The 19,530-nt window shown below is 51.5% G+C and carries 20 protein-coding genes and 6 tRNA genes; 17 read left to right on the forward strand and 9 right to left on the reverse strand.

Annotated elements, in window-relative coordinates; genetic code table 11:
• The first annotated feature begins 76 nt into the window (after positions 1-76).
• Positions 77-1,009 (forward strand): thioredoxin-disulfide reductase, encoded by a 933-nt coding sequence (gene trxB, locus BMZ81_RS12545; protein ID WP_091132673.1) that lies wholly within the window; start codon positions 77-79, stop codon positions 1,007-1,009.
• A 62-nt stretch (positions 1,010-1,071) separates the two neighbouring features.
• On the opposite strand, the gene BMZ81_RS12550 is transcribed toward trxB, so the two are convergent.
• The 7 genes from BMZ81_RS12550 to BMZ81_RS12580 form a co-directional block, all read right to left on the reverse strand.
• Positions 1,072-2,085, reverse strand: a complete 1,014-nt coding sequence (locus tag BMZ81_RS12550) for a metal ABC transporter substrate-binding protein (RefSeq protein ID WP_091132675.1) — start codon at positions 2,083-2,085, stop codon at positions 1,072-1,074.
• 648 nt (positions 2,086-2,733) lie between these two features.
• Positions 2,734-2,809, reverse strand: a tRNA-Lys gene (locus BMZ81_RS12555).
• A 42-nt stretch (positions 2,810-2,851) separates the two neighbouring features.
• A tRNA-Gln gene (locus BMZ81_RS12560) sits at positions 2,852-2,926 on the reverse strand.
• 50 nt (positions 2,927-2,976) lie between these two features.
• A tRNA-His gene (locus BMZ81_RS12565) sits at positions 2,977-3,052 on the reverse strand.
• A 48-nt stretch (positions 3,053-3,100) separates the two neighbouring features.
• Positions 3,101-3,177, reverse strand: a tRNA-Arg gene (locus BMZ81_RS12570).
• A gap of 8 nt (positions 3,178-3,185) precedes the next feature.
• Positions 3,186-3,260, reverse strand: a tRNA-Gly gene (locus tag BMZ81_RS12575).
• Positions 3,261-3,351: 91 nt separating this feature from the next.
• Positions 3,352-4,005: a gamma-glutamyl-gamma-aminobutyrate hydrolase family protein gene (locus tag BMZ81_RS12580; protein WP_091132678.1), complete on the reverse strand. Its 654-nt coding sequence runs from the start codon at positions 4,003-4,005 to the stop codon at positions 3,352-3,354.
• A 333-nt stretch (positions 4,006-4,338) separates the two neighbouring features.
• Here BMZ81_RS12580 and BMZ81_RS12585 point away from each other — a divergent pair.
• The 8 genes from BMZ81_RS12585 to BMZ81_RS12620 all read left to right on the forward strand — a co-directional run bounded on the left by BMZ81_RS12585 (position 4,339) and on the right by BMZ81_RS12620 (position 11,373).
• A tRNA-Ser gene (locus tag BMZ81_RS12585) sits at positions 4,339-4,429 on the forward strand.
• Positions 4,430-4,784: 355 nt separating this feature from the next.
• Complete coding sequence (locus BMZ81_RS12590) at positions 4,785-6,899, forward strand: hypothetical protein (RefSeq protein WP_091132681.1); 2,115 nt, start codon at positions 4,785-4,787, stop codon at positions 6,897-6,899.
• Between the two features lie 13 nt (positions 6,900-6,912).
• Positions 6,913-8,025, forward strand: a complete 1,113-nt coding sequence (locus BMZ81_RS12595) for a HEAT repeat domain-containing protein (RefSeq protein WP_091132683.1) — start codon at positions 6,913-6,915, stop codon at positions 8,023-8,025.
• On the forward strand, positions 8,025-9,464 hold the full coding sequence (locus BMZ81_RS12600) for a glycosyltransferase family 2 protein (RefSeq protein ID WP_091132685.1): 1,440 nt from the start codon (positions 8,025-8,027) through the stop codon (positions 9,462-9,464). Before BMZ81_RS12595 ends, BMZ81_RS12600 begins: the two co-directional genes overlap by 1 nt.
• A gap of 243 nt (positions 9,465-9,707) precedes the next feature.
• On the forward strand, positions 9,708-10,130 hold the full coding sequence (locus BMZ81_RS12605; RefSeq protein WP_091132688.1) for a hypothetical protein: 423 nt from the start codon (positions 9,708-9,710) through the stop codon (positions 10,128-10,130).
• A gap of 27 nt (positions 10,131-10,157) precedes the next feature.
• The gene (locus tag BMZ81_RS12610; protein WP_091132689.1) at positions 10,158-10,454 is read left to right on the forward strand and encodes a hypothetical protein; all 297 of its coding nucleotides are present in this window, start codon (positions 10,158-10,160) and stop codon (positions 10,452-10,454) included.
• A gap of 3 nt (positions 10,455-10,457) precedes the next feature.
• Positions 10,458-10,670: a holin gene (locus tag BMZ81_RS12615; protein ID WP_091132691.1), complete on the forward strand. Its 213-nt coding sequence runs from the start codon at positions 10,458-10,460 to the stop codon at positions 10,668-10,670.
• Positions 10,657-11,373 carry a CHAP domain-containing protein gene (locus BMZ81_RS12620; protein WP_091132694.1) on the forward strand — a complete coding sequence of 239 codons (717 nt, stop codon included), beginning with the start codon at positions 10,657-10,659 and terminating at the stop codon, positions 11,371-11,373. The genes BMZ81_RS12615 and BMZ81_RS12620 overlap by 14 nt, the downstream gene beginning before the upstream one ends.
• Before the next feature lie 47 nt (positions 11,374-11,420).
• On the opposite strand, the gene BMZ81_RS12625 is transcribed toward BMZ81_RS12620, so the two are convergent.
• Positions 11,421-12,128 carry a YczE/YyaS/YitT family protein gene (locus tag BMZ81_RS12625; RefSeq protein WP_091132695.1) on the reverse strand — a complete coding sequence of 236 codons (708 nt, stop codon included), beginning with the start codon at positions 12,126-12,128 and terminating at the stop codon, positions 11,421-11,423.
• A gap of 347 nt (positions 12,129-12,475) precedes the next feature.
• Between BMZ81_RS12625 and BMZ81_RS12630 the strand changes: the two genes are divergently transcribed.
• The 5 genes from BMZ81_RS12630 to BMZ81_RS12650 all read left to right on the forward strand — a co-directional run bounded on the left by BMZ81_RS12630 (position 12,476) and on the right by BMZ81_RS12650 (position 15,861).
• A complete protein-coding gene (locus BMZ81_RS12630; RefSeq protein ID WP_091132698.1) occupies positions 12,476-12,979 on the forward strand; it encodes a GreA/GreB family elongation factor in 504 nt (167 codons plus the stop codon).
• Between the two features lie 188 nt (positions 12,980-13,167).
• Positions 13,168-13,545: a chromate transporter gene (locus BMZ81_RS12635; protein ID WP_091132700.1), complete on the forward strand. Its 378-nt coding sequence runs from the start codon at positions 13,168-13,170 to the stop codon at positions 13,543-13,545.
• A 60-nt stretch (positions 13,546-13,605) separates the two neighbouring features.
• Entirely contained in the window at positions 13,606-14,136 is a 531-nt protein-coding gene (locus BMZ81_RS14300; protein WP_242942644.1) for a hypothetical protein, read from the forward strand.
• 412 nt (positions 14,137-14,548) lie between these two features.
• Positions 14,549-14,899: an arsenate reductase family protein gene (locus BMZ81_RS12645; protein WP_091132704.1), complete on the forward strand. Its 351-nt coding sequence runs from the start codon at positions 14,549-14,551 to the stop codon at positions 14,897-14,899.
• Positions 14,896-15,861, forward strand: a complete 966-nt coding sequence (locus BMZ81_RS12650; RefSeq protein WP_091132706.1) for a tRNA dihydrouridine synthase — start codon at positions 14,896-14,898, stop codon at positions 15,859-15,861. The genes BMZ81_RS12645 and BMZ81_RS12650 overlap by 4 nt, the downstream gene beginning before the upstream one ends.
• 204 nt (positions 15,862-16,065) lie before the next feature.
• On the opposite strand, the gene BMZ81_RS12655 is transcribed toward BMZ81_RS12650, so the two are convergent.
• Positions 16,066-16,491 carry a MarR family winged helix-turn-helix transcriptional regulator gene (locus BMZ81_RS12655; RefSeq protein ID WP_177187315.1) on the reverse strand — a complete coding sequence of 142 codons (426 nt, stop codon included), beginning with the start codon at positions 16,489-16,491 and terminating at the stop codon, positions 16,066-16,068.
• A 334-nt stretch (positions 16,492-16,825) separates the two neighbouring features.
• Here BMZ81_RS12655 and BMZ81_RS12660 point away from each other — a divergent pair, with 334 nt between their 5' ends.
• The 3 genes from BMZ81_RS12660 to BMZ81_RS12670 form a co-directional block, all read left to right on the forward strand.
• Positions 16,826-17,974, forward strand: a complete 1,149-nt coding sequence (locus BMZ81_RS12660; RefSeq protein WP_091132710.1) for an acyl-CoA dehydrogenase family protein — start codon at positions 16,826-16,828, stop codon at positions 17,972-17,974.
• A gap of 18 nt (positions 17,975-17,992) precedes the next feature.
• A complete protein-coding gene (locus BMZ81_RS12665; RefSeq protein ID WP_091132713.1) occupies positions 17,993-18,781 on the forward strand; it encodes an electron transfer flavoprotein subunit beta/FixA family protein in 789 nt (262 codons plus the stop codon).
• A 17-nt stretch (positions 18,782-18,798) separates the two neighbouring features.
• Positions 18,799-19,530 (forward strand): electron transfer flavoprotein subunit alpha/FixB family protein (locus BMZ81_RS12670; protein ID WP_091132716.1); only part of this gene is annotated, 732 nt, incomplete at its 3' end.

Below are 19,530 nucleotides of genomic sequence, written 5' to 3' on the forward strand. Positions count from 1 at the left end.
TACTATACTTGCTGAAGAGAAACGGAAGACACCGGCCTTAAAGCGAAAAAAACGGTATAGCAACAGGAGGAGCGGCGTGGAGCAGCAGGTTTGGGATGTACTGATTGTGGGCGGCGGCCCGGCGGGATATGCCGCGGCGCTATACTGTGCGAGGGCGGGACTTTCCGCACTGGTACTGGAGAGCACGGCAATAGGCGGACAGCTGAGCACCACTGAGGAAGTGGACAATTATCCGGGGATTGCGGAAACCGTGATAGGAATCGAACTGGCTGGACAGATGCAGCAGGGCGCTGCCCGGTTTGGTGCGGAAACGAGATTTGCACAGGTAACGGCCCTGGAACTAGGGGGGCTCCTAAAAAAGGCGAAGACGGCCGACAGTACGCTAACAGGGCGGACAGTTATTTATGCTGCTGGAGCAGGCCCCAGAACACTGGATGTACCGGGAGAGACAGAACTGCGCGGCAGGGGAGTCAGTTACTGCGCTGCCTGTGATGGAGCTTTTTTCCGGGGGAAAACCGTGGCGGTGCTGGGCGGAGGGAACTCTGCCGCGGCAGAGGCCCTCACTCTGGCACGGTTGTGCAAACGGGTGTATTTGCTTCACCGCCGGGATACCATGCGGGTGGAGAAGAGCTACCTGCAAGCCCTTGAACAGGCGCCAAATCTCACATTCTGCTGGAATGCCAGGATAGAGAAAATTTTAGGGGAACAGATGGTAACAGGGATTCTCTATCGTGATCTTATTATGGATCAAACGCAAGCACTTTCTTGCGACGGCGTCTTTGTTGCCATTGGCCGCAAGCCGAGTACGGAACTCCTCACCGGGCAGGTGACACTGGATACACATGGCTATATCCTGGCGGATGAGACTACCCGGACCAATCTGCCTGGTGTATTTGCGGCAGGGGATGTCCGGGCCAAGCCTTTGCGGCAAATTGTAACGGCGGCTGCAGACGGCGCTGTGGCGGCTCACTTTGCGGAAGAGTACTTGGCAGGACTGCGTATCTCTTAATAAAAAAGCGGGAGACACAGAAGCTGTGCCTCCCGCTGTGTATTTTTGCACTGGCAGCACTGCTAATCCATAGCAGTGCGCAAGGTTTCCAAATTTTGCGCCATCAGCGAGACATATGTTGCGCCGGAGTCTAATTCCGATTGGGATACATTATGGCAGGTGTGGAATAACGCCGTTTGGGAACCGGTAGCTTCCGCAATGCTGTCTGCTACCAGGTGGTTGGAAAATTCAATATAGTAAATAGTGGACAGATGCTCTGCTTCTGCCTTATCTATCAAAAAGGCGATGGTGGCGGCAGAGGGTTCTGTCTGTGTACTGCAGCCCGGAAATGCGGCGTAGTAATGGATGTCATATTCCTCCGCAAAGTACCGCAGGGGAAACCGGTCTCCAAACAGCATTGTTCGATTGGAACAATTGGCAAAGAAATCTGCGAATGCATCATCCAGAGATTCGATTTCTGCGGCATAGCGTTCGGTGTTTGCCTCATATTCGGCAGAATGGGAGGCATCCAATTCCATAAGCGCTGCTCCGATGGCCCGGGTGATTAAAGCGGCGTTGCGGGGAGAAGTCCAAACATGCTCGTCATATTCTTTGACGGCGCCCAGATCGTGGTGATCGCCTTCCGACTCGTGGGTGTGGCCGGGTTCTTCCGCCATGCCCTCCACGGTTTCCTCTTCAAGCGGCTCCACACAGTCGATCATTTTCATTGCCGTACCCTTCAGATCGACTGCTCCCAGAATTGTCTCCACCCATGCGTCGGATTCGCCGCCCAGATACAAAAAAAGGTCACAGTCCTGTACAGACAACATATCGGCTGGGGTTGGCTCATAAGAGTGGCTCTCAGCCCCGGGAGGCAGCAGGAGGGATACATCCGCATATTCACCGCCCACAGCTCTGGCGAAATCATAGGCGGGGAAAACAGTGGCTACGATTTTAAGAGAATCGCGTTCTGCGCTCGTGGGAGCGGGAGGCTGAGAACAGCTCGTTAGCAGGAGGAAGGATAAGAGAAAAAGGAAAGATCTGAAAAAACGTTCTTTCAAGACAAATGGCTCCTTTGATTTGAGAATGGTTTTCATATTTGGAGAATACCATATTGAAGGCAGAAATGCAAGCTAATCACAAAGTTTTCTCTGGAGCGTGTGAAGCTCCTCTGCGGTGAAGTAATCGATAAGAGAAAAAATTGGGCGCTTCCATAAAGGAGCGGCTTATTTTTTGTTGTCGGTTGACCTGCATTTTGACCTGTACCTTTTAAAAAATCAGGTCGTATTTTGCCCTTTTTATGGAGCGAATTTTGCAAATTGCGAAAAAGAAAAATCCCTCAAAGCCTTGCGGCTTTGAGGGATTTGCTGAAACGGGTGGACAGTTTCGAGGACCGCCCCAAGTCTGCACCCAAACCCAAATCGCAACCCAGCACAAGCAGGTCCGGTTTGGAAAGGAGCCGCGACAAAATGAGTGAGAGGTGACTTTTGTAAAAAAAGTCGCCGCGAACGATATGACGTCTGCGGCGACGTGGAGCGGGTGGATAGGTTTAAGGGCACACAGGTCCTGGGGCCCCGCACAGCGGGGCGGCGCTTTTGCGCCGTACAAGCGTTTTGGGCCGGCGGCCCAAAACCTTGGCGCAGGGCGGATTTATTTCGCCCGAGCAGTGCAATCAAAGAGGTGGAGGCGACTTTCAGACGCCGGAACCCAAAAAGAAGGACACGCTTTTAGCGTGTCCTTCTTTTTGGTGACCCGGCGGGGATTCGAACCCCGGACCCACTGCTTAAAAGGCAGTTGCTCTGCCGACTGAGCTACCGGATCGTAAAACTCATCATCGCGCCACACTGCCGGCGCATGAAAAAATGGCTGGGACGGCTGGACTCGAACCAGCGGATGAGGGAGTCAAAGTCCCTTGCCTTACCACTTGGCGACGCCCCAATGTGGAAGGGAACAGGGAATCGGGGGTAACCCCGATCCCCTGTTTTGTCTGGGGTGGGTGATGGGACTCGAACCCACAACACCTGGAACCACAATCCAGTGCTCTGCCAATTGAACTACACCCACCACATATTAAAAAATTAAAACGACCAACATTGCTCCAAGGAGGAAAGTTGGTACGCCAGAAGGGATTCGAACCCCTGGCCTACTGCTTAGAAGGCAGTTGCTCTATCCAACTGAGCTACTGGCGCAAATTTGTTGGAGCAGGTGACGAGAATCGAACTCGCATCCCCAGCTTGGAAGGCTGGTGCCCTGACCATTGTGCTACACCTGCGTGTGCCCTCCGTAGAAATTGTCAGCTTGGATATGATAACATGAATCCAAATTACTGTCAAGCATCAAAAGGTTTTTCTTCATAAAAATTTCTATTCTTTCCTGCAAAAAGAGCATATTTCCACAAATGCATCAAACAGATTTTGCCCATTGGCTGCACCCGCCTTGGCAAACTTCCCACGCAGCCGTTCCGGATGCCATTGAACCGCCCAAATTGGAAGGGAGCGGTGGTAAATGGCCTCCACTGTTCCATCCGATGCCCACTGCGCGGCCAATAATCCGTTTCCAAGGCGGCCGACGGCCTGATGATGCGCACTGTTGACAATTGACGTTCTACCCCATAAATTTATTGGATTAGAACTTGCCGCTACTATTTGATGAAGTCTGTCAATACCAGCGACATCACTATGACCGGGCAAATCCTGAACCAACGTACCGTTAAAAAACACATTTATGACCTGCATTCCCCTGCAAATGCCTAAAACCGGTTTGTTGGACAATGTGAAATGTTTTAACAATTCCCATTCGGCCCGATCCCGTTCTGGTTCCAGGCCGCGGGATGATGTATTTTCCTGACCATACCGCCACGGCTCCAAATCTCCGCCGCCAGGCAGCAACAACCCGCTGCAATGAATTGCATCTGGAATTTTATCCGAAAAATAAACGCATCCGTGAGCTGCTTCTACTGCTGCCCGATAGTTTTCATATCGCGCTTGGGAACCCCACAAAAAAATTTTGGGTGTCATACCACTGGTCCTCACTTTCAATTTTTCCCGCAGGGTTTACAGCACTGTAATAAAAGTTCCGCATGCGGGTTTGTGCTCATAATAGCATATGCGGAATGAACAGGCACCGTTGATGAAAGCATGTTTAAAAATCTGTTTGCTGCTTTACCGGGACTTGCATCCGGAGAAAAAATGTGTCATAATAATATTCACGCTGCGTGTAATCGTGTAGAGCCAGCCATTTGTTTGCAGAGTTGGTACTTGGGTGGAAATACTTGCAGCTGTTTGAACGATGTGAAATGAAGCTATAAATACCATAAAATGTAAGATTTTGCATTTTTTAAGGAACATTTTGGAGATGTACCCAAGTGGTTGAAGGGTCCGCACTCGAAATGCGGTAGGCCGTGAAAGCGGTGCGAGAGTTCGAATCTCTCCATCTCCGCCAAAAAGAAAGGCACGACATATGTCGTGCCTTTCTTTTTGGGTTTTACTCCCCTTGGTCACTTCATCCTTTAAGGCACCCAAATGCAGACAAAAACTCATGCGCTCACGGACGCAATAAAGCAGTAGTTTGTCAAATGGTGCTCGATGGATCCTGCGCAGAATGAGTGCGATTACAAAAAAGAGGAAATCTTGAAAAAAACCTATCAATATGTGTCTCTTTGTGGTGTAATTTGTGAAACACAAAGCGGCGAGTGAAAAATCCATGGATGTAGCAGATGCGTTCGTGTGAGCTAAGCGCGAACTTGCGCTCCTGCTACCTGTATGCAGGAGCAATACAGCCAAGCGAGGGAGATAGCATGAGGAAATTGGATTGGATTGATATGAAAAGGTGCCTTGTCATCTTGCTGGCTTGGTTAATCATGCCGCTTGTCGGTTGCGCTGCAAAAGAGCCGGATGCAGTACAGCCGGACGAGCCAATTGCCATTGTGCAGGGCAAAGAATTCTGCATCCAAAACAGCACGGGCGAATATGAGCCGATGTTTTTAAACGGTGTGAACATCGGAGCGTCTAAACCTGGGTATTTCCCTGGCGAATTCGGTATCACAGAGGAAGACTACAGCCGCTGGTTTCAGGAAATCAGCGAAATGAATGTCCGAATTCTCCGTGTTTATGTGAGCCAGATGCCGGCTTTTTATGATGCGTTGAAAGCGTTCAATACCAAGGCCCGGCAGCCACTTTACCTGATTCAGGGTGTTTACATGAATGAAGAACTGATTGCACAGTACAGCGACGCCTTTGGCGGCGCCGGCGCGATTCAGGATTCGTTCTATTCAGATATCCAAAAGGCTGTTGATATCATTCACGGAAATGCGGATATCGAAAAACTGCCTGGAAACGCTGGAGGCATCTACACCTCGGATATCTCTCAGTGGGTAATCGGCTGGATTTTGGGCGTGGAATGGTCATCGGACTTTGTGATCGGCACCAATACCGCCCACCCCGATCAAACAGCCTTTGAAGGTGCTTATGTCCGCACGGAGAATGCCTCCCCCTTTGAGGTATTTCTTGCCGGCGCGGCTGAAACGACCATTTCGTATGAGATGGAGCGGTATGGGCGGCAGCGGCCGGTGGCCTTGAGCAACTGGTGCACCACGGATCCGCTGACACACCCCAACGAGCCGAATCCCGAGATGGAGGATGCCGTATCCGTTGACCCGGAGCATATCTTGGCCACCGATTCTTTCAAGGCGGGGTTCTTTGCCTCCTACCACGTCTACCCCTATTACCCGGAATTCCTTAGCTATGACACGAAATATCTGGACGGAGGAACCCCGTATCTGTCTTACCTGACTGAACTGAACGGGCACCACACCATGCCGGTACTCATCTCGGAGTACGGAATTCCTGCCTCTCGCGGGATTGCCCACGCAAATGCAGTCACTGGGATGTCCCAGGGACATGCCGATGAGGTACAGCAGGGAGAGTGGTTGATTTCCTTGAATCAGGACATCAGGGCCTCCGGCTGTGCGGGCGGGCTGATCTTCTCTTGGCAGGACGAATGGTTCAAACGATGTTGGAACAGCATGGAGTATGAAAATCCCGACCGCCGTCCCTACTGGCTGAATGTAGAGAGCCCCGAATCCTGCTTTGGCTTGCTGGCCTTCGACCCAAGTGAGAAGGAGCTGGCGGTCAAGCTGGATGGTAATTCTTCCGAGTGGGAGGAAGAGGAGCTTGTTATTGAACATGACGGGCTCCGCATTTCTGCAAAATCGGATGCTGCCTATCTCTATCTTATGGTAGAAGGGGAGCGTTACGACTTTGCGCGGGACACTTTGTATGTGCCGCTGGATGTACTGAGCGGACAGGGAAGCACCAAGTACGGCAATCTTTCCTTTGCGGACGGCGCAGAATTCCTCCTTCGCCTCCATGGCCCGGAGGACAGCGCCCTTTTGGTAGATGCTTACTATGATGTATTCCAGTATGACTATGCCGCGGTACACGACTTCTTCCTGCCTGTACTTGGGCGGAACGAAAAAGATTCCGGATGTTTTGACCGCATCTACCTTGCTATGAACCGTCCGCAGTATCTTCCGGAAACCGGCGTGACCACAGAGTTTGAGCGTTTTGAGACCGGCGCACTTCACTATGGGAATGGAGACCCCGAAAGCCCCTACTATGATTCGCTGGCCGATTTCTGCACAGATGGCAACTGCATTGAGATTCGCCTGCCTTGGATGCTGCTGGGCTTTATGGATCCATCTCAGAAGCAGGTTATGGGGGATTTCAACACATTAAACGCGATTGAGGGCGTTTCAGCTGATGGGGTGCGGATCGGCATATGCCAATCAGACAGCCGGAACGAGACGCCGATGGAACTGTATACCTGGGAGAACTGGGACATGCCGCAGGTTCATGAACGGCTGAAGCAGTCCTATCATATCCTTCAGAATTACTTCGCTGAGAACAAGTGAAGGAGGAAGAGTCATGTATTATCAAGAAGTTATACAGCAAATTGTCGATTGGATGCTCCAAATCATGGCGGGACTTTTAATTGTTTTTACACTTGTTCTGGTTGCGCTTCACTTTGTTATCAATGCAACGCAGGCACGAATGCAGCGAATTAAGCGGCAGGTTCTATATCTAATTAACGCCAATGCAAAGATTGAATATCTGCGGGGGGAGATATACAACGTTGCAAACACACCTGAAAAGCATGCATCACTGCGGGGGATTCATGGGATCCGTTCTCAGCGTGGAGTACAGGTCTTGGAGATGGTGTCCCGCGAGCTCAATTCTCAGCAGGTAAACGCGCTCCGAGTTGCTGTTGAAGCAGATTGGTATTCTGCATATCTGCGAAAAAAACTGAAAAGCGGAGCCTTGGACACTGTCTTGCTGATAACAAAGCTGATTGGGCAATTGCAAATCCCCGGCTATACATCCGATATCGAAAAAAACTTCATGCGATGGCCGAAAGATGCGATGGTTCAGGAAATCGGACTTTTGACTCTGTTTATGCTGGGACAGCGGGAGCAAGTGATTCGACTGCTCTCTGATCCGCAGTTCCGTATTTTGCTCTCCTTTCGTACTTTACACGAGCTGTTTCTCCATTACCATGGGGATTGCGCTGAATTCTATAAGATGCTTTTTCCAAAAGCCCAAGATCAGTATGTGCGGCGGGCCTGTATCCGGGGTATCAAGGATAATAACTGTGAAGAACTGTGTGAAATGATTCTGCCTGAGCTGTCATCCCCACACATGAATGTACGGCTGGAGGCAATGCGGACATTGGGCAGGCTTGGCTACACACCAGCTGCCGGAACTATTCGGGAGTTGACCCGACACGAAGCATGGGAAGTTCGCTGCGCGGCGGTGGATGCGTTGGCTTCTCTGGACTGTGAGGGCTGCTATGACACGATTCTGCAGTGCCTTTATGACCGGGTATGGTGGGTGCGGTTTCACGCAGCAGAAGCATTGGCTGCACTGCCGTGCCGGGATACTCTGCTTTCGGATGTGCGGACCAGTGGCGACCGTTATGCGCAAGAGATGCTTCAATATGTCATTGAGCGGGATGAGATTTTGGCGGGAGGAGTTGCTTAATGGAGAAAGTTCTAAAGCCTATTATATTGGGTATTAATTATTTTTCGCTGTTTTATGTGCTGCTTATCAGCAGCATTTATCTCATCCAGTTGATCGGTGCCGCCATTGGACTGCGAAAATACAGCAAATCTCTCAAATACACAGATTACCAACGATTTCAGGAATCCGACAATATGGTTCCAATTAGTGTGCTGGTACCGGCCTACAATGAGGCGGCCACCATCGCGGACAATACCAGGAATCTCCTGTCGCTGGATTTCCCGCAGTATGAGGTCATTGTGATCAATGATGGCTCCAAGGATGAGACGATGGAAATTCTGAAGAAGTCCTTCTCGTTGCTCCCGATCTACATTCCATTTAAAAGGTCGATTCCAACCAAGAAGGTGAGGGCGGCTTACCGATCTGCCGTCTACCCCAATCTCGTTGTGCTGGATAAGGAAAACGGCGGAAAAGCCGACGCGCTGAATGCAGGCATGAACGCCTCTATGTATCCGGTGTTCATCTCTATTGATGCAGATTCCATATTAGAAAAATCCTCCCTGATCAAGATTGTCTACACCTTTATGGGCGATCCCACTTGTGTGGCGGTGGGCGGCATTGTGCGAATTGGCAGCGGATGTAAAATTGTGGATGGACAGCTGCAAGATGTGGATCTCTCCAATAAGCCGCTTTTGATGCTTCAGACCAATGAATATCTGCGGGCCTTCCTTACCGGGCGCATTGGCTTCGATCAAATGGGAATGCTGTTGATTATCTCCGGCGCCTTCGGTGCTTTCAACAAGCAGGCTGTAATCGACGTGGGCGGATATACCACCGGCTGTATTGGCGAGGACATGGAACTGGTGGTTAAGCTCCATCAGAGTATGCGCGACCAAAAGCGGCCCTATTCGGTAAAGTTCCTTCCGGATCCGGTCTGCTGGACCCAGCCGCCGGAACGGCTTCAGGATCTGAAAAAACAGCGGAAACGCTGGCAGATTGGCTTGATGGATACTTTGCTGAAGCATAAGGACATGTTGCTTAACCCACACTATGGAAGAATTGGTATGGTCTGCCTGCCGTATTTCTGGATTTTTGAACTGCTTGGCCCCATCTTTGAGCTGTCCGGGTATATTGCTGTCCCGCTCTCCTGGTTTTTCGGCATCGTCAATCTACGGTTCATGGTCAGCTTTTACCTGGTGGCCGTTCTGTATGGCACGATTCTGTCGGTGGGTTCGCTCCTTCTGGAGGAGAATACCTTCCGTAAGTATCCTAAAATTGACCAACTGATGAAGCTTTTTCTCTTTGCCATTATCGACAACCTGGGATATCGGCAGATCAATACCATCTATAAGGTAGAGGCCATGTTTGGCTTTCGTAAAAATCGTTCCAGTTGGGGAACAATAAAGCGCAGAACATTTCAGGATGATGGGAAGAAAGAAGGAACTCAGACAACTAAATAATCCCTGTTTTTTGAACGGTTTTCTTGAAAAAGAGGGTGTCTTCTCATGCGGAAATCCCTGCTATGCAGGGATTTCCGTTTTTTGCTGTCAGAAAAAATAATGAGTGAGGGAAAACGATGCATATGAATATGCAATTTTAAAGATAAAAACACCTACTATCAGGGGGCGCCGTAAGGAAGCCCTCAATGAGCCATACAGAGAGGATGTTTACATGAATGCTAAGCCAGTACAGGTGGTTGCAGCGTGAACCTGCAGACAATGGTTGGAATCGGAAGCGGAGCCGCAGCAGTGTTTCTGACGTTGCTGGAAATTGTGCCGATTAAAATCAATCCTTGGTCTGCGCTTGCAAGAAAGCTGGGGCGGGCAATGAACAAGGAAGTTTTGACAAAGGTGGAAAATCTGGAACGTGAAGTTCGGGATCTGCGGCAAGCTTCGGATGAACGGTATGCCGTTGACTGCAGGAGCCGTATCCTGCGGTTTGGAGATGAGCTCTTGCATGATGTTCATCATTCCAAAGAGCATTTTGACCAGATCCTGCGGGACATTAAGTCTTACGAGGATTATTGTGAACGGCACCCGGCGTTTGAAAACAACACCACGCTGATGACAACAAAACAGATTCTGGTGACCTATCAGCATTGCATGGAAACGCATGGCTTTCTGTAATGGCAATCTAAAACTGGAGGAAAAGCAATGAATCATATTGCGGAGCTTATTGGCAAGTACACCGCTGGCGAGGCCACTCTGGAGGACACCAACAAGGCCCTGAAGGAAGAGGGTGCGGCCTTTCATCTTGACCCCGACCGCAACACCATTGCAGACGATGAGCGACAGCGCTTCGGCCTGCTGGACACCGGCACCGGGTCTCTTGACAAGGTGGAGATTGCCGGCATGAAGCTGGTGAACTGTGATGTGGGCGATATGTACGCCCTGTGCACCTTCAACGGGCAGACGTACAAGGTAAAGGGTACGGAGCTGGTGGAGGAGTGAGCCGTGAGTGAGCATGCAAAGACTTGGCTGAAAGCCGCAGGCATCCGGGCAATCAAGACCGTGGCCCAGACCGCTGTTGCCACCATTGGTACGGCGGCGGTGCTTGGCGCTGTTGACTGGAGAATGGTGGTGTCCGCCTCTGCGCTGGCAGGTGTGCTATCTTTGCTGACCAGCGTGGCGGGCTTACCGGAGGTTCAAACGGATGGCAACAGTTAAGGAACTTCTGGAGATTGCCCGGGGAGAACTTGGGACGAAAGAATCCCCGGCGAACTCCAACAAGGTGAAGTATACCCGCTGGTACGGCCTGACAGGCCCGTGGTGTGTGATGTTTGTGGATTGGGTATTTGCCCAGGCGGGCGTGTCCCTGCCCACCCGCACGGCCAGCTGCACCACGCTGATGAAAGCGGCCAAAGCCGCCGAATGTTGGGTGACGTCCGGTTACCGGGCCGGAGATGTGGTTATCTTTGACTGGGACGGTGACAAGGTCCCTGACCACTGCGGCATCGTGGAATCCGTCACAGGCAGTCAGATTGTGGCCATTGAGGGCAACACCGCGGTTGGAAATGATTCTGACGGCGGGGAGGTTATGCGGCGCACCCGCACGGCGGGGAAGATTCTGGGGGCTGTGAGGCCACTTTACGAGGAGGAAACCGGGGCCCCCGCCGGAGCCCAGCAGAGCGGGTCCGGTGGGGAGAGGGCGAACACCGGAATGAGTGAGCTTGGAAGCAAAGGATATGAAGGAAGTGCGGACGAGATGGACAACACCCCGGCACCTGCCCACAAGGAGGGCGTGGAGTGGGCTGTGAGAAGCGGCATTCTGACAGGCAGCGCAGACGGAGACCTGATGCTGTCCCAGCCTGTTACCCGGCAACAGATGTGTACCATGCTGCGCCGGTATGACAAGCTGGAAAGAGGGTAATAACAAAGACCCTTGGCGCAATTTTGCGCCAAGGGTCTTTTGGACGGTCAGACACTAAGGGATTCCTGACACGACACACGATTGAGCGGTGTCTCAGGGTTCTGCAAGCCGGCTAATGTCAGAAGCCGCTGCTCAAACAAACGGTTAAACAAAGCGACAACGCGGCCAACGAAAATCATGGCCAAGATGGTTCCGAGACCAATTCCAACTAGTCTCCCGGAGGCAATCAGGCTTATAGCTGCCGTGATAGTCACACTGATGACATCCGCAATATTTTTCCCAAATCCAACACCCTTGCCGAGGACATCCCCCAAGGTTTTTGCAAATCCATCCGCCGGATTGGGAATGAGCTTCATTCCAACGGTCAGGGCAATGCCGATGGCGGTAAACACAATGGCAAACGCAAGCATAATCAGGTTCTGCCACAGATGAGAAAAGGAAAATGGAAGAGCACGCTCAAAAAGATCGAGAAGGACGCTGAAAACAAAGCTGAATGGAATCTGCAAAATATCAAGCCAGTCCCGCTTTTTCCCCTTCAAAAGGAATTGCCCGCCCACTAAAATAGAGTACACGATAAAAGTAAGTACGGCAAAGCTGAGATCCCAGATTTCGGAAATAGAATATGGAATAGAGGTAATGGGTGAAACACCGAGCCCGGTTTTGGTGTTCAAAGTTATTCCAAGTGCCAGCAAAGTGACACCAATCCCATAAAAAAGAGCACGCCAAAGGCGGCTTGCATGTTGAGGCTGAACCATAGTGGTAATAACGATCCCTTCTCTTTGACGTTAAGATAATCATGAAATATCCTTTCATATTTTACAGTATTTTGACATAAATGCAAGGAAAACCGCCTAAAGAGGAAGAAAATATGGATTTTGACAAAAGTACGAGGAAAAAGAGCGCGGTCTCTGGAAAAGTTGACCGGAAAGCCGTCGAAAGGTCGGATTTGCCCTAAGCAGCTTTTGGAAGAATACATCAACTGGTATTTCGCATCCATAACAATCTGCACCGTACTGTTCTGAGGTGGGCTTACAAGGGAGATACTTGCAGGAAGGAGGCGCCTTGTGGTATGATCAAAAAAACTTTGTGAGGCGATGCTGATATGTATGACGAATTGACGAAAGTGGACATCCAAAAAATGCAGGAGGAAATCAACTATCGGACGCGGGAAATGAGACCGAAGCTGATTGAAGAGGTGCAGACCGCCCGGGCGTTTGGGGACTTGAGTGAGAATTTTGAATATAAATGTGCCAAACAGGCTAAAAACCGCAACGACAGCCGCATCCGATATCTGGAGAGGATGATCCGGACAGCAAAGATTATTGAGGTGGCTCCTTCGGGAGAGGGCGCAGGTCTGTTTGATAAGGTGACTATTTTTAATGAAATGGCAAAAAAGGAAATGCAACTTCAAATTGTCACAACCCTGCGACAGGATGCGCTGAAGGGACTTATCAGCAAAGAGTCCCCGGTGGGGAAGGCACTGCTGGGGCATCGGGTGGGGGACCGGATCTTGGTGGAGGTCAGCCCGGAGCTGAAATATTATGTGGAGATCCGGGCGATTGAGAAGGGTCACGATGACGAAAGCCTGTATATCAACGCTTATTGAATCCGCACCGGTCATTGGTCGGTGCGGGTTTTCTTGACAAACTTAAAAAGAGCGGGTATTGTCAGACTATGGAGATAAGAACACAGTCCCGGCTGGTAGTCCGGGCATACCGCTGGGGGTAAGATCCCTGGGGTATCAGTAACCTGCCTCCTTGGTTGTCCATTCTCCGGATACCATTTGCCGATATCATGACCATTGCGGTGATGCCGCCGGGGCCCATTGCCATCAATTCGGCCACCTTTGTGGGAATCCGTGTGGCTGGGCCACGGGGAGCTGTTGTAGCGACGCCCGGCTGCGTACTTCCTTCCTGCATCATCGTCATGGCATTTGCCCATGTCTGCTACCACTTTAAAGGCCTGTCCGCGATCCAAGGGATCCTCTCTGGCCTGCGGTCTGGCGCCGGTGCCATGATCGCAGCGGCGGGGCTGGGCCTGCTATTCCTGACCCTCTATGGAAGCCGGGAACTGCCTATTGATTTTTCTGCGCTTAATGTGGTCTCCTCTGGAATTCTCACGGTGGTTTTTTCGTTCTTCGCAAGTGGCGTGTCAACCCTATCCGGGTCATGATGGGGGCCGGACTTGCGGGTGTGCTGCTATATGCTGTGATATAGGGAGGCGCGAGAAATAATGACGTATAAGATGAAAGCTGGCATCCTATACTCACAGGATGGAAGCCAGGTATTGGTACGCATTAGAAGTAAATTCTGTGGGCCGGAAAAAGAAATTCTGGACATGGATGGAAGCCTTCTCTTCACTGCTGACATTCGGATTTTGGACTATCCGCCTCAGTGGGCGGGAAACATTTCCTGCAGGGAGTACGTGCTTACAGCACCTTCCGGCGAAGAACTCGCTGTAGGAAAGCCCAGATATGCCGATTCAGAGGATCCGCCGATCTACGGCTGGCCCATCTGCAGAATGCCGAGGGTAGATCGTGCTGACTTGGATTTTGCGGGGAATGCATATACACTGGTCATGCGGGATAGCCAAAATTATGTGCTGTTGGATAATCAGGCAGCGCCCGCTGTGCAGATCAAACACCGTGGCATCACCGGTGGATGGGCTATCGAGAGCGTCCGTGATTTTTCAGCAGGGCATCTCTGCGGCATCTTTGCCTTTTGCCGGTACATCGAGCGGGAAAACGAATTTCCGGTGGTGTGAGTTACTTTAGCCGGGTCTGCCTGCGCTGTACACCACCGGGTATTCAACCGGCATAGCGGTCTGAGGTGCTGCCCCAACAAAAAACAGAAGGATGGGACAAACAATCGTATTATGGGCGAACAAGTTCGAGAATTCCTCCTCCCCTCGTCAGGCGCTGAAGGCCAGATGGGGGAGTATTTTGCACTGCACGGCTGTTTTGACTTCCTTGTGAGGGGAGGCACTCTCATTTCCGGGGTTTTCATCTGCTTGAAAATCTGGTACACTGTAGCCGGTTTTAGATGAAGAACGATGCAAGCTATGCTAAGTCCAAACCTGCTAAGAGACAAGTGGGCCGGAGCGCGGCTGCATTGACTGATACGAATAAAACTGGAATAGAATCATAACGGCCAAAAGGCCGGAAGGAGAGAATCCCATGCTGTTTCTTTGCTATCCAAAATGTACCACATGCCAAAAGGCAAAAGGCTTTCTGGACGCCTGGGGAGCTGCTTATGACTTCCGGGACATCAAGCAGGAAAATCCAACGGCTGAAGAGCTGGAACGCTGGTGGAAATCCAGCGGCCTGCCGCTGAAGCGGTTTTTCAATACCAGTGGCCTCCAGTACAAGGCCCTGGGGCTGAAGGAAAAACTGCCGAATATGAGCGAGCAGGAACAACTAGATCTGCTGGCCACGGACGGCATGCTGGTGAAGCGGCCAATTCTGGTGGGAGAGGACTTTGTGCTGGTGGGCTTCCGGCAGGCGGAGTGGGAAGAGACACTGAAATGAGTCTACGCTATGCGGCCGCACCACTGGAAGGAATTACGACGTTTGTGTTCCGCAATGCCCATCACCGGGTGTTCGGCGGCGTGGACCGGTATTTTCTTCCGTTCTTCTCCCCGGCGGCGGAGCACATTCTTACGAATCGGGAGCTGCGGGATTTGGACCCGGCTAATAACACAGTGCCAAATTTGGTCCCGCAGGTGATGACCCGTCGGGCGGAGGACTTTCTCTGGGCGGCGGAGCAGGTACGTGCCATGGGCTATCGGGAGGTAAACCTGAATTTGGGCTGTCCTTCGGGCACAGTGGTGGCCAAGGGAAAGGGTGCCGGCTTTTTGGGACATCTGGAAGAACTGGACCAGTTTTTGGATGAGGTATTCTCCAAGGCGGCGGTTCCGGTTTCTGTCAAGACCCGGTTGGGTATCCGAAATCCGGAAGAGTTTCACCGGATCCTTGAAATTTTTAACCGCTATCCGATCGCGGAGCTGACAGTTCATCCGCGGGTACAGAAGGAGTTTTACAAGGGGGCGCTTCACCGGGATCTGTTTGCCTGGGCGATGTCAGAGAGCCGCAATCCGCTCTGCTATAACGGAGATTTGGTGACGGTGGAAGACTGCTTTACACTGAAGGCGGAATTTCCAAAAGTGGAGTCGGTTATGATTGGCAGGGGATTGGCGGCTGACCCCGCGCTGCTGCGGAAACTGCGGGGGGGATCGGCGGCCACCCGGGGAGAGGTGGAGTGCTTTGTTCAGATGCTATATGAGGGCTACTGTGTGGCTTACGGACAGGCTGGCCCGGCGGCCCAACGGATGAAGGAGCTGTGGTTTTATCTGATTCACCTGTTCCGCGGCGGAGAAAAGCAGGCAAAAGCGATGCGCCGACTGAAACAGCCGCGGGAGTATGAACAGCTGGAAGCATCTATTTTTCGCGATTTGGAATTGCGGGAGGCGGTGCTGGGGCCGCTGGTATAAGGAACAATACGCAGACAAAAAGCAGCTCCGATCTGAACTGACCGGAGCTGCTTTCGTAAACACTGGACTTTTTATCCAGCAGAGGATCTGCCATGCTGCAAAACTTTGTAGGAATTTCTGATGAAAAGAGAAAAGTGGCGTGCTATCTTAATTTTAGGTATAATATTGTTCCTATTTGCATTTGATTCTGACGAAATGCACCCATCATTTGCTTTTGGCGTTGGCTTCAATAATCTTAAGCTGACTGCGGAAAAATTTGTAATCCTCGGGATCGATTCCGGTTATGATCTCTTTGTTGGCCTCCATGATGGCGTCTTCAATGGGCTTTTGCAGGGCGACACCACTCTCCAGCAGATGGACATGGATGCTTCGGCGATCCTGCTGATTATAGATGCGCTCAATTAGTTCCTTCTTTTCCAAACGGGCCAGAATACCAGTGATGGAGGAGGTGTCAAGATGCAGTGTCTGAGCCAACTGCGTGGGAGTTTGCATATCTTCAGTCCACAGGCATTTCAGCAGCGCGTATTGAATTGGAGTTACGTCATAAGGGGACAATTTTCCTTTAAAATAGTTGAAAACGGCATTTTGCACACTGTTCAATTCAAAATTGATACAATCGTTTAACTCCATGGGCAAAAACCCCTCCATTTCTCAAAAATAAAGAAACAAAAAGCCACGCCGGAAAATTCAGTATCTTACGGAAAGAGTAAGAAATCACAGTAAGAACTGAAGATCCCAAAAGCCTGGCAACAGCAAAACGGATACTTCTACTTCTACATAAAGTATCAGTTTACAATAGAAAATGTCAATTGACTTTTTTAACAAAAATTTGGATACAAATTATGCATTGACAAAATATTAATAGAAGCATAATATTGATGACAGCTAGTATACGAGTTGCCAAATTGTTGATTAGCAAAATATTTCTTAGACAATCCTTTCATAACAAAATTAGGAGGTAACTATGGATTTCAAACTGGATAAGAGCCATTTGCTCCAGCAGGAACTGTTCCGGAAATTTGCGGAAACAGAGATTAAGCCGCTGGCAAAAGAAATGGACGAAAACGAGGTCTATGATCAGGGCCTGCTGGAGAAGATGCAGAAGTATGGCTTCTTTGGCATCCCATACTCTCAGGAGTATGGCGGCGGCGGTTCTGATACGTTGGCCTACACACTGTGCATGGAAGAGGTTTCCAAGGTTGACGCCAGCACCGGCATCACCATTTCTGTACATACCTCTCTGTGCTGCTCCTGCATTGACGAGTTTGGCACGGAGGAGCAGAAGCAGAAGTATCTGCGCCCCTTGATCGATGGCAGCAAAATCGGCTGCTACGGCCTGACCGAGCCCGGCGCCGGTTCTGACGTGCAGGGTGCCCAGACGGTTGCTGTGAAGGATGGCGATGACTGGCTGATCACCGGTTCCAAAATCTTCACCACGAACTCCGGCTTTGCCGATACCTGCATCGTGTTTGCGCTGACTGACCGCAGCGTGCCTGCATCCAAGGGCTTGACTGCATTCATTGTCGACCTGAAGGAAATGCCCGGCATCGAAGTGAGCGAGAACATCGAGCGTATGGGTATCCGTGCAGCTTCCAACTGCATTGTTTCCTATGACAATGTCCGCGTCTCTCCGGATCGGATTCTGGGCGGCGTGGGCAAGGGCTTCAAGATTGCCATGAGCGCTCTGGATAAGGGCCGTATCGGCATTGCAGCGCAGGCCGTTGGTATTGCGCAGGGCGCCCTGAACGAGGCCATCAAGTACGCGAAGGAGCGTAAGCAGTTCGGCAAGCCCGTCATCTCCTTCCAGAACTCTCAGTTCAAGTGCGCTGAGATGCAGACAAAGATTGACGCTGCCCGCCTGCTGACCTGGAGAGCTGCCAAGGCGAAGGACAACCATGAGGTTTATGGTCCCTATGCAGCGGCTGCAAAGCTGTTTGCCTCTGATACTGCTGTGGAAGTAACGCGCTTTGCGGTCCAGCTGATGGGCGGCTATGGTTACTGCCGTGAGTATCCCGTTGAGCGGATGTACCGCGACGCGAAGATCACCGAAATCTACGAGGGAACTTCCGAGGTCATGAAGATGGTCGTTTCCGGTTCCATGAAGCTGAAATAAGAGGGGAGTGCGAAGAAAATGAAAATTGTTGTTTGTATCAAGCAGGTCCCCGATACCGCAGAGGTTAAGCTGGACCCGAAGACTGGTACTCTGATTCGTGACGGCGTGCCCAGCATCATCAACCACGATGACCGGGCTGGCCTGGAAGCCGCTTTGCAGCTGCGCGACAAGGTTGGCGGCACTGTGACAGTGGTCTGCATGGGCCCGCCCCAGGCGGATGTCGCCTTGCGCGAGGCTCTGGCCATGGGCGCAGACGATGCCTATCTGCTGTCTGCCCGTGAGTTCGGCGGCTCCGATACCTATGCTACCGCTACCATCATTGCGACTGCTCTGAAGAAGATTGGCTTTGACCTGGTGGTGACCGGCCGTCAGGCAATCGACGGCGATACCGCTCAGGTTGGTCCCCAGATCGGTGAGCAGCTGCACCTGCCTCAGGTGAGCTATGCTGAGGGCTTGGACGTTGACGGTGATTACATCATCGCAAAGCGCCAGTTCGAGGAAGAGGCTCATATGCTGAAGGTCAAGATGCCCTGCCTGGTCACCGCTCTGTCCGAACTGGCCGAGCCCCGCTATATGTCTGTCCGCGGCATTGTGGACGCCTATCAGCAGGAAATTACGGTTTGGGGCTTTGATGATTTGAAGAATGACCTGAATCCGGAGTGGATTGGTCTGAAAGGCTCTCCCACGAACGTGTTCCAGTCCTTTGGCAAGAAGATGAGAGATCCCGGCACCCTGATGAAGGATTTGACTCCTGACCAGGCTGTTGAAGCAATCATGGCAAAGCTGATCGAGCGTCATATTATCTGAGGGGGAGGGCTAAGACGATGAGTAAAGATATTTATGTAATTGTTGAACAGCGCAACGGCCATGTCCAGAAGGTCAGCTACGAGCTGATTGGCGAGGCCACCAAGCTGGCGGCTGATTCCGGCGAGCAGGTTATCGCTGTTCTGATGGGCTATAACATTGCCCCCAAGGCTGAATTGCTGATTCAATACGGTGCATCCAAGGTGCTGGTTATTGACCATCCCGTTCTGGAGCACTACACCACTGAACCCTATGTGAAGGCAATTGTCAAGGTGATTGAGGACTGCGATCCCAACATCGTTCTCTTTGGTGCTTCCAGCATCGGCCGTGACATGGCTCCCCGCGTAGCGGGCCGTGTTCACACTGGTCTGACGGCAGACACCACCCGTTTGGACATTGATGTGAAGAAGTACCAGGAGTATCTGCGCACTTCTACCTCTTTGTCTCTGCAGCCTGAGAAGGTTGATGCACTGGATACCTCCGACCGTTTCCTGAAGATGACCCGTCCTGCTTTCGGCGGCAACGTGATGGCCACCATCGTGTGCCGGAAGTATACGCCTCAGATGGCGACCGTGCGTCCCGGCGTGATGGAGATGCCCAAGAAGGACACCACCCGCAAGGGCGAGATCGTGACCTTCGACGCCGGCTTGAGCATGGACGACATGAATGTGGAGATCCTGGAAGTCGTGCACGACGACAAGAAGGTTGTTGATATCACCGACGCCAAGATCTTGGTTTCCGGCGGCCGTGGT

The organism is Oscillibacter sp. PC13, assembly GCF_900115635.1.
In the GTDB taxonomy this organism is placed as follows: Bacteria; Bacillota; Clostridia; order Oscillospirales; family Oscillospiraceae; genus Oscillibacter.

Excerpts from the sequence above, each read along its gene's own strand:
- BMZ81_RS12550 (WP_091132675.1), bottom strand. The coding sequence starts at position 2,085 with ATGAAAACCATTCTCAAATCAAAGGAGCCATTTGTCTTGAAAGAACGT.
- BMZ81_RS12580 (WP_091132678.1), bottom strand. The coding sequence starts at position 4,005 with ATGACACCCAAAATTTTTTTGTGGGGTTCCCAAGCGCGATATGAAAAC.
- BMZ81_RS12590 (WP_091132681.1), top strand. The coding sequence starts at position 4,785 with ATGAGGAAATTGGATTGGATTGATATGAAAAGGTGCCTTGTCATCTTG.
- BMZ81_RS12595 (WP_091132683.1), top strand. The coding sequence starts at position 6,913 with ATGTATTATCAAGAAGTTATACAGCAAATTGTCGATTGGATGCTCCAA.
- BMZ81_RS12600 (WP_091132685.1), top strand. The coding sequence starts at position 8,025 with ATGGAGAAAGTTCTAAAGCCTATTATATTGGGTATTAATTATTTTTCG.
- BMZ81_RS12610 (WP_091132689.1), top strand. The coding sequence starts at position 10,158 with ATGAATCATATTGCGGAGCTTATTGGCAAGTACACCGCTGGCGAGGCC.
- BMZ81_RS12620 (WP_091132694.1), top strand. The coding sequence starts at position 10,657 with ATGGCAACAGTTAAGGAACTTCTGGAGATTGCCCGGGGAGAACTTGGG.
- BMZ81_RS12625 (WP_091132695.1), bottom strand. The coding sequence starts at position 12,128 with ATGGTTCAGCCTCAACATGCAAGCCGCCTTTGGCGTGCTCTTTTTTAT.
- BMZ81_RS12630 (WP_091132698.1), top strand. The coding sequence starts at position 12,476 with ATGTATGACGAATTGACGAAAGTGGACATCCAAAAAATGCAGGAGGAA.
- BMZ81_RS12635 (WP_091132700.1), top strand. The coding sequence starts at position 13,168 with ATGACCATTGCGGTGATGCCGCCGGGGCCCATTGCCATCAATTCGGCC.
- BMZ81_RS14300 (WP_242942644.1), top strand. The coding sequence starts at position 13,606 with ATGACGTATAAGATGAAAGCTGGCATCCTATACTCACAGGATGGAAGC.
- BMZ81_RS12645 (WP_091132704.1), top strand. The coding sequence starts at position 14,549 with ATGCTGTTTCTTTGCTATCCAAAATGTACCACATGCCAAAAGGCAAAA.
- BMZ81_RS12650 (WP_091132706.1), top strand. The coding sequence starts at position 14,896 with ATGAGTCTACGCTATGCGGCCGCACCACTGGAAGGAATTACGACGTTT.
- BMZ81_RS12655 (WP_177187315.1), bottom strand. The coding sequence starts at position 16,491 with ATGGAGTTAAACGATTGTATCAATTTTGAATTGAACAGTGTGCAAAAT.
- BMZ81_RS12660 (WP_091132710.1), top strand. The coding sequence starts at position 16,826 with ATGGATTTCAAACTGGATAAGAGCCATTTGCTCCAGCAGGAACTGTTC.
- BMZ81_RS12665 (WP_091132713.1), top strand. The coding sequence starts at position 17,993 with ATGAAAATTGTTGTTTGTATCAAGCAGGTCCCCGATACCGCAGAGGTT.